This is a genomic window from Nocardia sp. NPDC051463, from assembly GCF_040681975.1.
GTDB lineage: Bacteria > Actinomycetota > Actinomycetes > Mycobacteriales > Mycobacteriaceae > Nocardia.
The window spans coordinates 132,653-145,135 of sequence record NZ_JBFBAB010000009.1 but is presented as its reverse complement, the minus strand read 5'-3'; the positions used below and the strand labels follow the sequence as shown (position 1 = coordinate 145,135).

At 67.2% G+C, this 12,483-nt stretch carries 12 protein-coding genes; 4 read left to right on the top strand and 8 right to left on the bottom strand.

Annotated elements, in window-relative coordinates; translation table 11 throughout:
• Nucleotides 1-127: 127 nt before the first annotated feature.
• Nucleotides 128-814 carry a TrmH family RNA methyltransferase gene (locus AB0M74_RS15225; RefSeq protein ID WP_364906908.1) on the bottom strand — a complete coding sequence of 229 codons (687 nt, stop codon included), beginning with the start codon at nucleotides 812-814 and terminating at the stop codon, nucleotides 128-130.
• 60 nt (nucleotides 815-874) lie between these two features.
• Nucleotides 875-1,207: a DUF4190 domain-containing protein gene (locus AB0M74_RS15220; RefSeq protein ID WP_364906905.1), complete on the bottom strand. Its 333-nt coding sequence runs from the start codon at nucleotides 1,205-1,207 to the stop codon at nucleotides 875-877.
• A gap of 90 nt (nucleotides 1,208-1,297) precedes the next feature.
• On the opposite strand from AB0M74_RS15220, the gene AB0M74_RS15215 reads away from it, so the two are divergent.
• The 3 genes from AB0M74_RS15215 (at nucleotide 1,298) to AB0M74_RS15205 (ending at nucleotide 4,001) form a co-directional block, all read left to right on the top strand.
• Nucleotides 1,298-2,674, top strand: coding sequence for a sensor domain-containing protein (locus AB0M74_RS15215; RefSeq protein ID WP_364906902.1), 1,377 nt, complete (start codon nucleotides 1,298-1,300; stop codon nucleotides 2,672-2,674).
• Nucleotides 2,671-3,339, top strand: a complete 669-nt coding sequence (locus AB0M74_RS15210) for a response regulator transcription factor (RefSeq protein ID WP_364906899.1) — start codon at nucleotides 2,671-2,673, stop codon at nucleotides 3,337-3,339. The genes AB0M74_RS15215 and AB0M74_RS15210 overlap by 4 nt, the downstream gene beginning before the upstream one ends.
• Before the next feature lie 215 nt (nucleotides 3,340-3,554).
• Nucleotides 3,555-4,001 carry a hypothetical protein gene (locus AB0M74_RS15205; protein WP_364906896.1) on the top strand — a complete coding sequence of 149 codons (447 nt, stop codon included), beginning with the start codon at nucleotides 3,555-3,557 and terminating at the stop codon, nucleotides 3,999-4,001.
• A 1-nt stretch (nucleotide 4,002) separates the two neighbouring features.
• Here the strand turns inward: AB0M74_RS15205 and AB0M74_RS15200 are convergent, their stop codons facing one another.
• From AB0M74_RS15200 to AB0M74_RS15175, 6 genes are all read right to left on the bottom strand, one after another.
• Entirely contained in the window at nucleotides 4,003-4,710 is a 708-nt protein-coding gene (locus AB0M74_RS15200; protein ID WP_364906893.1) for a lysoplasmalogenase, read from the bottom strand.
• Between the two features lie 41 nt (nucleotides 4,711-4,751).
• Nucleotides 4,752-5,810 (bottom strand): beta-ketoacyl-ACP synthase 3, encoded by a 1,059-nt coding sequence (locus tag AB0M74_RS15195; protein WP_364906889.1) that lies wholly within the window; start codon nucleotides 5,808-5,810, stop codon nucleotides 4,752-4,754.
• A 149-nt stretch (nucleotides 5,811-5,959) separates the two neighbouring features.
• Nucleotides 5,960-6,538, bottom strand: a complete 579-nt coding sequence (gene pyrE, locus AB0M74_RS15190) for an orotate phosphoribosyltransferase (protein WP_364906886.1) — start codon at nucleotides 6,536-6,538, stop codon at nucleotides 5,960-5,962.
• Between the two features lie 79 nt (nucleotides 6,539-6,617).
• Nucleotides 6,618-7,430: an SDR family NAD(P)-dependent oxidoreductase gene (locus tag AB0M74_RS15185; protein WP_364906883.1), complete on the bottom strand. Its 813-nt coding sequence runs from the start codon at nucleotides 7,428-7,430 to the stop codon at nucleotides 6,618-6,620.
• 24 nt (nucleotides 7,431-7,454) lie between these two features.
• Complete coding sequence (locus AB0M74_RS15180) at nucleotides 7,455-8,630, bottom strand: hypothetical protein (protein ID WP_364906880.1); 1,176 nt, start codon at nucleotides 8,628-8,630, stop codon at nucleotides 7,455-7,457.
• Between the two features lie 92 nt (nucleotides 8,631-8,722).
• The gene (locus AB0M74_RS15175) at nucleotides 8,723-9,529 is read right to left on the bottom strand and encodes a DUF5666 domain-containing protein (protein ID WP_364906877.1); all 807 of its coding nucleotides are present in this window, start codon (nucleotides 9,527-9,529) and stop codon (nucleotides 8,723-8,725) included.
• Nucleotides 9,530-9,689: 160 nt separating this feature from the next.
• Between AB0M74_RS15175 and AB0M74_RS15170 the strand changes: the two genes are divergently transcribed.
• Complete coding sequence (locus tag AB0M74_RS15170) at nucleotides 9,690-12,290, top strand: LuxR C-terminal-related transcriptional regulator (protein ID WP_364906874.1); 2,601 nt, start codon at nucleotides 9,690-9,692, stop codon at nucleotides 12,288-12,290.
• The last annotated feature ends 193 nt before the right edge of the window (nucleotides 12,291-12,483 follow it).

The following is a 12,483-nucleotide window of genomic DNA, read 5'->3' as shown; positions in this document are numbered from 1 at the left end:
CGCGCTCCGACCACACCGCGGGCGTCGGTGCTGCTCTGTCCCCACCCGTGCCCTGCCCGGTCTGCGGGCTCCGCGATGTCATAGATCAATGGTGCCAGTTGGACGCCGGTTTTTACGCCTATTTTCGTTACCAAGCTGAGGCCAAATCGGCATGTTGACAGATCCATGCATGCATGGCGATCCCCGCCGCGACGCCCGCATTGATACTACGGGTCGAACCGAACTGGGCGATCGAGACCGTCATGACCGCCGCGTCCTTCGCATGCTGGGTGACACCGGGGCCTTCCTGCCCGAAAAGCAGCAGGCAACGGCGCGGCAGCACCGCGGTTTCCAGCGGCACCGAGCCAGGGGTGTTGTCCACCGCGACCACGGTGAGATCCGCGCGCGCGGCGTAGGCGAGCAGCTCGGCCACATCGGTGTGATGTTCGATGTGCTGGTAGCGGTCGGTGACCATGGCGCCGCGGCGATTCCACCGCCGCCTGCCGACAATGTGCACGGCGGCCGCGGCGAAAGCGTTCGCGGTGCGCACCACGGTGCCGATATTCGCGTCGTGCCCGAAGTTTTCGATGGCCACGTGGAACGGGTGCCTGCGCCGATCGATATCGGCGATGATGGCCTCGCGCGTCCAATAACGGTAGGCGTCGACCACATTGCGGCGGTCGCCGCCCGCGAGCAGCTCCTTGTCGAAGCGCGGATCCTCCGGCGGCGGTTCGGTGTGCTCGTCGGCCCAGGGGCCGACACCGTGCGGATGCTCGCCCCACTCGGTGGGTCCTGGCGGCTCCTGCTCCGAGGTGCCCGGCACTGGGTCATTCACTCGGATGATGCTAATTCCGGTCGCGACACCGCCGTCACACGAGGCGGATACACGCCCGGCTCAATAGCTCGAGCTGGAGTCGAGCACGCCGGTGACGCCGAGAACCACGAAGAACACCACGAACAGCAGGCCGACGATGATCATCACCGAGCTGATGATGCCGCACACGTAGCCGACCATGACAGTGCTGCGTCCGCCCATCGTGCCGCCAGAGGCGTCGATCTCGTTGAGCGCCTTCTTGCCCATCACCCATGCGACCGGTCCGAGCACCTGACAGAACGCCAGACCGAGGACGCCGAGAATCAAGATGAGGGTGGCCTGCGGATGTTCCCGCGGCGGGCCATAGCCATAAGGTGAATAGCCGTACTGCGGCGGCGGTGGCGGGTAACTCATGCGTGGATGGTAGTGGGTGTAGCTGGCTACACCATCCATTCGGCGGACAGCTCCATCGAATCCCACGGCCGCCCCGACAACCATGGAGCCATGACCGAGACAGACGTCGATCCGACCCTCGTGCTGGCCGTGCCGACCGGGCCACCCGGCCGACCTGCCGCCCAGAAAGTGCTTCGCGCGGTGCTGCGGGCACCGATCGAAGCGCAGACCTGGAAGGAATTCGCCTACGTCTTCACGGCATTCGTGCTCGGCTGCGTCGCCGTCGTGTATGTGTTCTTCGGCTTCCTCGGCGGGTTGTACGCCTTGATCTTCCTCATCGGGTTGTGGGTGCTCGCGCTGGTGATCCTGGGCGGGCGGACCTGGGGCCGGATCTATCGCGCACTAGGCAAGGACCTGCTCGGCACACCGGTCGTCGCACCGCCGCGGTTCGCACCGCGGCCGGGGGTGTTCGGATTCTTGAAGAGCGCCTTCACCGATCGGGCCGGCTGGCGGGCCATCCTGTTCCTGTTCGCCCAAGCCGTGCTCGGCGTCGGCGTCGGCTATCTCGTGCTCGTCGTGATAGCGGTGGTGCTGTTCACCGCGATCTCGCCCATTCCGTGGGTGCTGTTGCACCCGACGAATGTCGACGACAACGGCGTCGAGCATCATTCGCTCGCGCAGTTCGGTTCTTTCTATATCGACACCTGGCCCAGGGTGCTGCTGTTCTCAGCGATCGGCATCCTCGGTTGCTTCGCCCTGCCGTGGCTGTTGCGTGGCACCTGTTTGCTGCACCGCGCGCTCACGGTCACGTTGCTCGCCGCAACGGCGCGCGATACTCAGGTCGCCGAACTGCAGGCGAGCCGGAAAGCCGCGGTCGAGAACGCTGCGGATACGCTGCGCCGGGTGGAGCGGGATCTGCACGACGGCACCCAGGCACGCTTGGTCACCATCGCCATGGCGCTCGGGCGGGCCGAGGAGCGGCTGGCCATGGGCGGTGACCCCGCCGATCTGATCGCCGACGCGCGTGCCAGTTCCAAAGAGGCGTTGACCGAACTACGCGAACTCGTGCGCGGAATCCATCCGCCCGCACTGGAACTCGGGTTGGCGCCCGCCCTGGAGACCCTGGCGGCGCGCTGCGCGGTTCCGGTGGAGCTGCGGGTTGTTCTGCCGCAACGGCCGCACCCTGCCATCGAGGCGATCGCCTACTTCTCGGTCGCCGAACTGCTCACGAATGTGATCAAACACGCCCATGCCGAACGCATCTGGGTTTCGGTGGTGCCGACCGACATTCGAACCATCGCGGTCACCGTGCGCGACAACGGAATCGGCGGGGTACTGCCGCCCGCGGCGGGCGACCACACCACGGGCAGCGGACTCGCGGGCCTGGCGGCGCGAGCGCGCGCCGTCGACGGCACCCTCACCGTGCAGAGCCCGACGGGCGGACCCACCGCGGTGACCATCCTGCTACCGAAAGCCGGGCCGCAATGACCATCCCACCGACCGGCACGCCATTGCGCGTCGTGATCGCCGAAGACAGCGCGATCCTGCGTGACGGACTCGCGGGCCTGCTCACCGAGCGCGGCCACGAAGTGGTCGCCATGATCGGTGACGCGAGCACGCTCAGCGACGTGGTCGGCACCCACAATCCCGATGTCGCCGTGGTGGACGTGCGCATGCCGCCATCCTTCACCGACGAGGGCCTACTCGCCGCAATCGAGCTGCGCAGGAAGTACCCGATGACCGGGGTGCTGGTTTTCTCCCAGTGGATCGAAACCCGCTACGCCACCGAACTTCTCGCGGGCGGAGCCAGCGGTGTCGGCTATCTGCTCAAGGACCGGGTCGCCGATGTGCGCGACTTCATCGACGCCTTGAACCGGGTAGCCACTGGTGGCACCGCGCTCGACCCCGAGGTGGTGAGTCAATTGATGGGTGCATCCAGACAGCAGGATTCGCTGTCCAGGCTCACGCCACGGGAACGGGAGGTCCTCGAATTGATGGCGCAGGGCCTGTCCAATAATGCGATCGCCGGGACGCTGACGGTCACCGAGCGTGCCGTGGAAAAGCACATCGGCAATATCTTCACCAAACTCGATCTTCCGCCGTCGGATACTCATCACCGCCGCGTGCTCGCGGTACTGCGCTTGAAAGGCTGATCGCCCGGAAGACGCCGGAATGCTCGGCGGACCGACCGAACGACTTCGGATCGGTCCGCCGGAGCTGGTCGGACCACAGATCAGGGGCCGAAAAGGGCAACACCATCGAGACGTCTACGCTCCCGCAAGGGTCCGCCGAGTCTCGTCAAGGCGCGTTCACAGCCGAGCGCGACGTCCTATCCTGGAGGGGCAGGACAGTCTGGGTGGAGGCTGGTATGGACCACGCGCGCATCTTCCGCACGGTGCTCGGGGTAACCGCCGGGTACCTGATGCTGCTCGGGCTGTGGCTGGGCTGGCTATTGCCGCACACCCCGCCCGGAACCGAGCCCTATCAGATCATCGCGCTCGTCGGCCTGTTCGGATCGTGCGTCGGCATCGGGATGATGCTGGCCGTGCGGCCGTCGCGGGCGGATCGGCGGCTGTGGCGGCACGGCCTGGAGGGCTGGGCGACGATCGAGGGAGCGCATCCGCTGCGCCCCACCGATCACCACACCGAGCTCACCGAATTCGATCTGGAACTCACCGTGCCCGGGTCCGCAAGTTACCGGGGGACGATTGTTTTCGATGTGACCCCGGCCGACAGGCCGCGGCTCGCGGTGGGCGAGACCATCTCGATCCGGGTCGATCCACAGAACCGGGACCGCATCATTCTGGTCCTCTGACTCATTCCGGTACCGCGACAGCCACTCTCGCGTGCGCCCTCGGGTCGGCGAGCAGGTACTGCGCGGCGGCGTAGGTGGACAGAATGACGCCTTCGGTGACGCGACGAGATCGCTCGCCGCGCGCGAAGAGCCGGCGCAGCACGATCAACCCGTCGGAAACGGTGAACAGCAGCGCACCGACACCGAGCCGGCTACGTGGGTCGGCACCGGGGACATTCACTCCGGCAACGGTTTTCGCGTACGGTGCCACATCGGGATCGGAGGCGAGCACGGCAGCGGTCCCCAACGTCGCGCCATAGGCCGTCAGCGGCGCGGCGACACCGGGCGCCTTCGCCCGCAGCAGCGCGCCCGCACCGAGCCAGGCAAGAAGTCGCGGCACGGCCACCGCGGTGTGCGGTCGCCCACCGCGACGCCACCACAGTGCCGAGTACCCGGTCTGCATCAGCGCGAACGACGAAGCGCCCGCGATCAGCCGACGATCGTTGTCCGGATCGATCAACAGGATGTCCCCGACCGTCGCGGCGCCCAGCGACCCCAGCAACAGGGCTCGGTCGGTGGATTCCAACTCCGCACCGTCGAGCGCGACATCCGCCGCGAGCAGCGGCATCAGCAACGGTTTGGCGAGCCATTGGAGCTTCTCGCGCCCGGTGACAGCCCCGTACACGGTGACCGCCGCCGCGACAAGGAAGCCGGCCCGAAACGGCCGCACAACCCGGGACGGGCCCCGCGGTAGTTCGCGCCGATCGGACACTAGAAGCTCGGCTCGGTCGGAGCGGGCGGCAGGGTGACCACCTGGCCCGCATAGCTCAGACCCGCACCGAAGCCGAGCAGCAGCGCGGTCTGGCCGCCCTTGGCCTTACCGGTCACCAGCATCTCTTCCATCGCGAGCGGAATCGACGCGGCGGAGGTGTTCCCGGTGTTCTCGATGTCGTTGGCCACCGGGATGTCGTCGGCGAGCCCGAGGTTCTTCTTCATCAGTTCGTTGATGCGGGCGTTGGCCTGGTGCGGGATGAACACCTCGATGTCCTCCTTGGCGACACCGGACATCTCCAGCGCGGTGGACAGCGCACGCGGCAAAGTGACCGCCGCCCAACGGAATACCCGCGGGCCTTCCATCCGCAGCGACATCCGGCCGACCGGATCGACAGCCGGGTCGGTGCCCTGCAATGCCTGCGCCCGCTGCATGTACTCGAGGAAATCGACGTCCTGCGCGATCGCGGCCGCGTTCTCGCCGTCGCTGCCCCACACCGTCGGGGAGATGCCGTTCTCCTCGCTCGGACCGACCACCACCGCGCCCGCGCCGTCACCGAAGATCATCGCGGTGCCGCGGTCGGTCGGATCGAGTCCGACGGTCATCGTCTCGGCGCCGATCAGCAGCACGTAGTCGGCCGAGCCGGCGCGGATCAGGTCGGCGGCGACACCGAGGCCGTAGCCGAAACCACCGCATCCGGAGGTCAGGTCGAAGGCCGCGATCCCGTTCATCCCCAGGTCGTTGGCGACCTTCGGGGCGCCGTGCGGGGTCAGCGTCAGCCAGCTGGAGGTGGCAAAGATCAAGGCGCCGATCTTGGAACGATCGATACCGCTGTTGACGATCGCGCGCTCGCCCGCCGCCGCGGCGATCGACTGCAGGGTCTCCTCGCCACTGATCCAGCGGCGATTGCGGACGCCGGTACGCTCGTAGATCCACTCGGGGGTGGAGTCGAGGACCTCGCACACCTCTTCATTGCTGACCACGCGTTGGGGGCGATAGGCACCGATACCGAGCATCGCGACGTTCTCACGACTCTTGTTGACTGCAATGCTCACCACAGGTAACCCACACGACCCTTCACTGTCTCCGACCGCCTCGCTGCGCTCGGCGTATACGTTCCGTATATCGGGTCGCGGCGTTGGCTCGTTATCGGTCGCTCGTCGCTCCCAGCTGAAGTCCGAACCCGACCCGGGCCCGCAAACGCAGCTTAACCGAGGGCAAGATCCTTCAATCCGAGGATAGACCGGTACTCCAGCCCTTCGGCGGCGATGATCTGGTCGGCCCCGGTTTCGCGGTCGACGACCGTCGCGACCCCGACCACCGTGGCACCGGCGTCACGTAGCGCCCGCACGGCGGTGAGCGGCGAGTTTCCGGTCGTGGTTGTGTCTTCGACAACCAGTACCCGCTTGCCGACAATGTCCGGGCCCTCGATCTGGCGTTGCATGCCATGCGTCTTGGCGGCCTTGCGCACGACGAAGGCGTTGATCGGGCGCCCCGGCGCATGCATCACGGCCAGTGCGACCGGGTCGGCACCCATGGTCAGTCCGCCGACGGATTCGAAGTCCCAGTCGGCCACCAGCTCGCGCAGCAGCTTGCCGATCAGCGGTCCCGCGCTGTGGTGCAGGGTGGCGCGGCGCAGGTCGACGTAGTAATCGGCCTCTTTGCCCGAAGACAAGGTCACGCGGCCGTGCACGACCGCCAGTTCGCGCACCAGCGCGGCCAACCTGTCTCGGTCGGATCCGGCGGCCTCGATCACTGCGTCATTGCTTGTTGCCTGGTCGATCATGTCTGTGTTCCTTTCTGGCATGGGCGGGGCCCTCCGTGGTTACGCATGCGCTGCCGACTCCGGGCCCGACCGCCCATGCCTAAGTCCTTCCGCGTGCGTTGAACAGGCCGCGATTCATTCGGGCTGCCAGGGTTCGCGGGATCATTCCGGCGACCGTGGTGAGTGCCTTGTACTGCACACCGGGCACGCTGAGCACCCGGTCCTTCTCCAGATCACGCAGCGAACCGGCGACAACCTGATCGACACTCAGCCACAACGGTTTCGGCAGCGAAGACATCTCGATACCGGCTCGCTGATGGAACTCGGTGTGCACGAAGCCGGGGCACAAGGCCTGGATCCGAACACCGGTTCCGGCCAGTCCGCCCGCCAACCCTTCGGTGAAGGATACGACGTAGGCCTTCGACGCAGAATACGTCGAGCCGCGTCCCGGGATCAGACCGGCGACGCTGGCCACGTTGACGATCGACCCCTTCGCCGCGGCGATCATCGACGGCAGCGCGGCCCTGGTGAGCTGCAGCACCGCGGTGACGTTGACATCCAGCTGCGCCTGTAGCTGCTCCGGCGCCAACGTCCAGAACTCCCCGGAATGCGCGAATCCGGCGTTGTTGACCAGGAATTCGACACCTTCGGCCGCTCGCGCAGCGACCCGCTCACGATCGGCGGCGGCGGACAGGTCGGCGGCGAGCACCTCCGAACGGGTGGCGAACTTCCGTTCCAGTTCCGCCGCGAGCCCGGCGAGGCGCTGCTCGTCGCGGGCGACGAGCACCAGGTCGTAGCCGAGTGAGGCAAGTCGCACAGCGTACCCGTGCCCGATACCGGAGGTCGGTCCGGTGATCAGCGCGACAGGACGGGTCGCGCCGGGCAGGCGCGCGGGAACAGGACTATCGGTCATGTCTGCGCAATCTGTGACAGCCGCTCACTGCGGCACAGGTCCCTGGTATGGGCGGAATCCCGGATGGAAGGGGCCACCGGGCTGCTCCGGTGCTTCATCGATCGGTGGCCACGGGTCGTCGGCCTCCGCGGTGGGGTGCGGCGCCTGGTCGTCGGCCGACCAGCGGTCTTCACGTGAGCGGGAACGAGCGTCGGGCACCACCGCGAGCGACGGTCTGCTGCGCGGCGGGTCTTGGACGGCCGCAGCCGCCGGTGCCGGTGCGCGCTGCGCGGGCTCCTCGTCCCCGTCCGGATCGTCGTAGGCGGCAGCGGAATAGCTCGGCTTCTTGTATCCGGACTTGTCGAAGCCTGTTTGCTCGTACTCGGAATCGTCGTACTCGGAATCCTCGTCCTCGTACGACGAATCGCTGTATGCCGAATCGTCGTAGGAGTCAGCGCCCTTCTTCACCTCGGGCGACGCCACGCGGCCGGCCCCGATCGGACCATCCGGCTCACCACGCTCACCACGCTCGCCGGGCTCGTCACGACGCGTGCGGGTACGCGGGTGCGGGCGGCCTGGGTCGTGGTCGCCGGAGTCCATTCCCAGCACATCGCTGACCGGCGGCAACACGTGCAGCAGACCGGAAAGTCGCAGCACCGCGTCGATGGTGGTTTCCCAATCCCGCGCGGCGGTACCGACATTCAGCATGCCGAGTGTCCAGTTGCCCTCGCTCCACAGCATCTGCACCGTGTCGGGCAGCGTCTCGATGAAGGCGACCATCCGCTGGTCGACGGCATGCCTGGCGATTTCCGGATTGGTCGCGAAAACCACCCGGTCACCGATGGCGCCGAGTAGTTCCAGGTCGGCGTCCTTGGGCGGTGACGCGGTCTTGAGCCGCATGTCGACGTCGATATCCGAGCCGATCTGCCGCCGCACCGCGACCAACGTCGCCGCGTCCTCCAGATCGAAGAGCACGAACTTCTCGCCCTTGCGGATACCGGACACCACGTCCACCGCGGAGAGGTAGCCGAGCTTGGCCAACGCGCCACGGCGCCAGGTCGACGCGAGTGCCGGTTCCACCGACACATACGTGTATCCCTGGGCTTTCGCCCAGACCTGGCGCGCATGACCGGTCCGCTGTCGTTGGACCCGATCGAAATAGAGCAGCACGATCGCACCTACCAGCGCGATCGCCGCCAACCCGAACCACAATGCCGTCATCGCCGTCTAGCCTAATCGTCCGAGTCGGACGGAGTCCGACATTGGCCCCGCGCCGGGCCGAGCCATGCGAGGAACTCGTCGTATCGGGTCGCTCATCTCGGTCCTCCCGGCAACGAGGTGCTGATGATGATCCTGGCCTGGATCGACCCGTCCGCGGCCTTGTCGCCTTGGATGACGACCATGTCACCGACGGGCAGATCGGCGGCTTTGACCGCGGACAGCGAGATCACCTGAGTGTTGGCGTCGGTGCGCACGGTGACCGAGCCGCCCGTCATCGTATTCAGGGTCAGGGTGCCGCCGTTGTTGGCGGTGATGGTGCCCATGGTCGCGCCGAGTTCGTCGACCTTGCCGAGCCCGGGGATGCTGGGGATCGTCGCGGTGGACTGACCCGACCTCGGTGTGCCCGTCGCTCTGGCCGGGCCCGGCAGCGTCGAAGTGCTCGCGGCGCTCGGCGATGCCGAGTCGTCACCGCCGAGCATCAGCCCAGCGACAACGCCGAGCACCGCGACCAGCGCGACGATGCCGAGCGTGAGCGCGATCCACAGGCCCGTGTTCCGTTTGGGTGGCTGCGGTGGACCGGGCGGGGCGATGCCACCCTGGCCCGGCACGGCGTGGTTGGCCTGCAGGGTCGGATCGGCCCACTGTTGGCCGTAGTTGCTCTCGTAAGCGCCCCACTGGTTGTCGTAGGGCGGGAACTCGCGGGTGGCGTTCACCGGCGGCGGCGTCCACGGATCGAACTGCTCGGTGGACGGATACGTCGGGCCCGCACCGTGGCCGTATGCCTCGGTGTACTCCGTCGTGTGCGCAGGCTGCTCGAATCCGGACTTGTCCGGATTACCCAGATGCTCGGTCGGAGCATCCTCCGGCCGCTGCGCCCAGGGGTCATCCCGGTTCGTCATGGCGTCCAGGGTAAGCCGGGTCCGGCCCAGCAGGCAGTCAGACCTGGCCATCCGGCCCGCGGGTCGCGCCCGCGACGAGGTTCGAAGCCTTTACCCATTCTTGGGTTTGCCACCAAGATTGGGGGTTCGGAAGCATTGTGGGCCAGCTACTTTAGATCGCGTGTTATATGGCCGGGTCGAAGAACAGCTACAGATCCGGGCACTGCTGAACGGCGCCGCGGCGGGACAAAGCGCTGCCACGTTGATCGTCGCCGAACCGGGCGCGGGAAAGTCCGCGTTGCTGGATCTCGCGGCCAGAATGGCAGGCAATTCCTGGCTGGTGTTGCGCTGCGCGGGTATCGAGAACGCACCGGAGCTGCCATTCGGCGGCCTGCGACTGCTGCTGGCGCCCGCTATCGGTCATGTCGACAGGCTCCCGGGGCAACAGTGTGCGGAACTGCGCGCCGTTGTCGAGGTGCTCGACACACCACAGGCGGCCGACCGCACGCAGGTCGCCGTCGGCACGGTGTCGCTGCTCGCGGAGCTCTCGAACACCCAACCGGTGCTGTGCTTGATCGACGATGCGCACTGGCTCGACCAGCCAACGATCGAGGTGCTGCTGTCGGTCACGCGGCGCCTCGGACACGAACGGATCGCGATCCTGCTGGCAGGACGGCCGGAGTTCTCCGGGCACTGCCTGCCCTATATACGACTGCGACCCCTGGGTGTCGCGACCCGGGAAGTACTGACGGTCGCGCGGACGACAGAGCTGCGCGGCCGCGCGACCGCGACGCCGATCGATCGTCGCAACACTGTTGTCGAAAGGCCGGAGACCACCCGGATAGCGGTACTGGTGGCGGCCACCGAGGAAACCGGTGATCTGGATTTGGTGTTGCGGGTCCTCGCCGATCTCGGGTTGACGATCGACGCACTGGAGGCGGCCGAACGGTCCGGCGTGGTGACCGTGATGGACCAATCGATCGATTTTCCGAATCCACTCGAGCGGACGGCCGTGTACCGCAACGCACCGTTCACGCAGCGACTCGCGGTGCATGCGGCGCTCGCAGCGGCACTCACCGACCAGCCCGACCGTCGGGCCTGGCATCTCGCCGCGGCCGCGACCGGGCCCGACGAAACAGCTGCCGCCGCGTTGGAGGCGGTCGCGCGGCGCGCAGGCGCCCGCACCGGATGCGCGGGCGCGGCATGGGAGCGAGCAGCCCGGCTCAGCCCCGACCCGATCGCCCGGGCCCGCCGGCTGGTCGCCGCCGCCGAAGCGGCCCTCGACGCAGGCCAACATCGGCGCGCCCTCGAACTGGCCTATGAGACGATCCACTCGATGGATGCGCGGCCGGAGGAACGGGCCCGATTGGCCATCGTCCGAGCCCGTGTCGAATTCGACCGCGGCTCGCTGCGCGCGGCACACCGACTACTTGTCGACGGCGCCGCGGACCTCGCTTCCGTGCAACCACAGTATGCGGCCCGGCTGCTGATCGGCGCCGCCACTGCGGCATGGACGACCGGGGATCTATCGGCGGTGGCCAGCGCACGGATAGCAATGGCCGAGCTCGATCTCGGACAGCAGCGTGTGCCGTTACTCGCCTCGGTGGACGGCTTGCTCGCGCTGCATTCCAGTGACCACGCCGCGGGAGTGCGGCTCATTCGAACGAACGTGCGGCACACCAGATCCCAGCCATCATGCAGGCCGCAGGTACTGGTCGCGGTGGCGAACCAGGCGACTGCCGCAGGTGATCTCGACGACGCCCGCGACATCTTGGTCGAGTTGGCTCGGACATGCAGGGAGCTCGCGATGGACGGCTCACTGCCCGCTGTCGATGGCGCCCTCGGGACGGTCGAGATGTTGCTCGGCCACTTCCGGGAAGCGGAGACGGCGCTGACCGAGGGCGTGCGAATCGCGCAGGAGGTGAACCAACCCAACCGGGTCGGCCAGGCGGAGTCGATTCTGGCTGTGATCGCCGCTATCAGTGGCGACGAAGAACGCTGCCGCAAGCTCACCAAACATGCCCTGTGCCAAGCGAGTACCGACTTCAACGCCATCGATATCGCACACGCCGAGTGGGCACTGGGACTGCTCGACCTCGGCTACGGTCGCTACGAGGCGGCGATCGATCGGTTCGAGGCACTATGGGAGCGGCCGGACCGCGCGCTAGGCCAATGGATTCATCTCATGAGCGACCGCGTCGAGACGGCGGTCCGACTGCGCAGCCCGGAACGCGCGCGGGAACCGATCGCCGCACTCGAACAGTGGTTCGCGGCCACCCATTCACCATGGATCCAGGCGCATCTACTGCGCTGTCGCGGAATGCTCGACGGCAACGGAGAGGCGTACGCTCGCGCACTGGAACTGCACGCCACCGAACAACGCTGGTTCGACCACGCTCGCACCGCCCTGCTGTACGGCGAATGGCTGCGGCGCGACCGCTCCAAAACCAAGGCGCGTTCGGTGCTGCGCGGCGCGTGGCGGACCTTTGAGCGGCTTTATGCCGAGCCGTGGGCCGAACGGGCCCGCATCGAGCTGCGCGCGGCAGGCGAGGCGACCGCGCCGAACGGATCCGATCCGGCCGCGCTGCTCACTCCGCAAGAACTACAGGTGGTGCGGCTTGCGGCGGCGGGCGCGACGAACAAGGAGATCGCCGCCCGATTGTTGCTGAGTCCCAAAACTGTTGCCCACCATCTCTATCGAGCTTTTCCCAAGCTGGGCGTTACCAACAGGAACGGTCTGACACGCGTCGATCTGAGGTACGGCTCGTCCGGCGAATACTGACGATCCGGCCCGCCCGCATCCGTCAGATCTCCGACATTTGTCCGATACCGCAGGTGATCTCGCGCCCGTAGGGTCCTGCTGGGGCCGACGGCAACAGCCGGATATCCACGAGAAACGTGCTGCCACACGTCATCCGGACTTCGGCCCCGAGCCGGCCGACTACAAGTCGAGGTCGGCCGATCACCTTTGTTGG

What these genes read in the sequence shown, in the direction of transcription:
- AB0M74_RS15220 (WP_364906905.1), bottom strand. Translation starts at nt 1,207, where the DNA reads ATGAGTTACCCGCCACCGCCGCCGCAGTACGGCTATTCACCTTATGGC.
- AB0M74_RS15215 (WP_364906902.1), top strand. Translation starts at nt 1,298, where the DNA reads ATGACCGAGACAGACGTCGATCCGACCCTCGTGCTGGCCGTGCCGACC.
- AB0M74_RS15210 (WP_364906899.1), top strand. Translation starts at nt 2,671, where the DNA reads ATGACCATCCCACCGACCGGCACGCCATTGCGCGTCGTGATCGCCGAA.
- AB0M74_RS15205 (WP_364906896.1), top strand. Translation starts at nt 3,555, where the DNA reads ATGGACCACGCGCGCATCTTCCGCACGGTGCTCGGGGTAACCGCCGGG.
- pyrE (WP_364906886.1), bottom strand. Translation starts at nt 6,538, where the DNA reads ATGATCGACCAGGCAACAAGCAATGACGCAGTGATCGAGGCCGCCGGA.
- AB0M74_RS15185 (WP_364906883.1), bottom strand. Translation starts at nt 7,430, where the DNA reads ATGACCGATAGTCCTGTTCCCGCGCGCCTGCCCGGCGCGACCCGTCCT.
- AB0M74_RS15180 (WP_364906880.1), bottom strand. Translation starts at nt 8,630, where the DNA reads ATGACGGCATTGTGGTTCGGGTTGGCGGCGATCGCGCTGGTAGGTGCG.
- AB0M74_RS15175 (WP_364906877.1), bottom strand. Translation starts at nt 9,529, where the DNA reads ATGACGAACCGGGATGACCCCTGGGCGCAGCGGCCGGAGGATGCTCCG.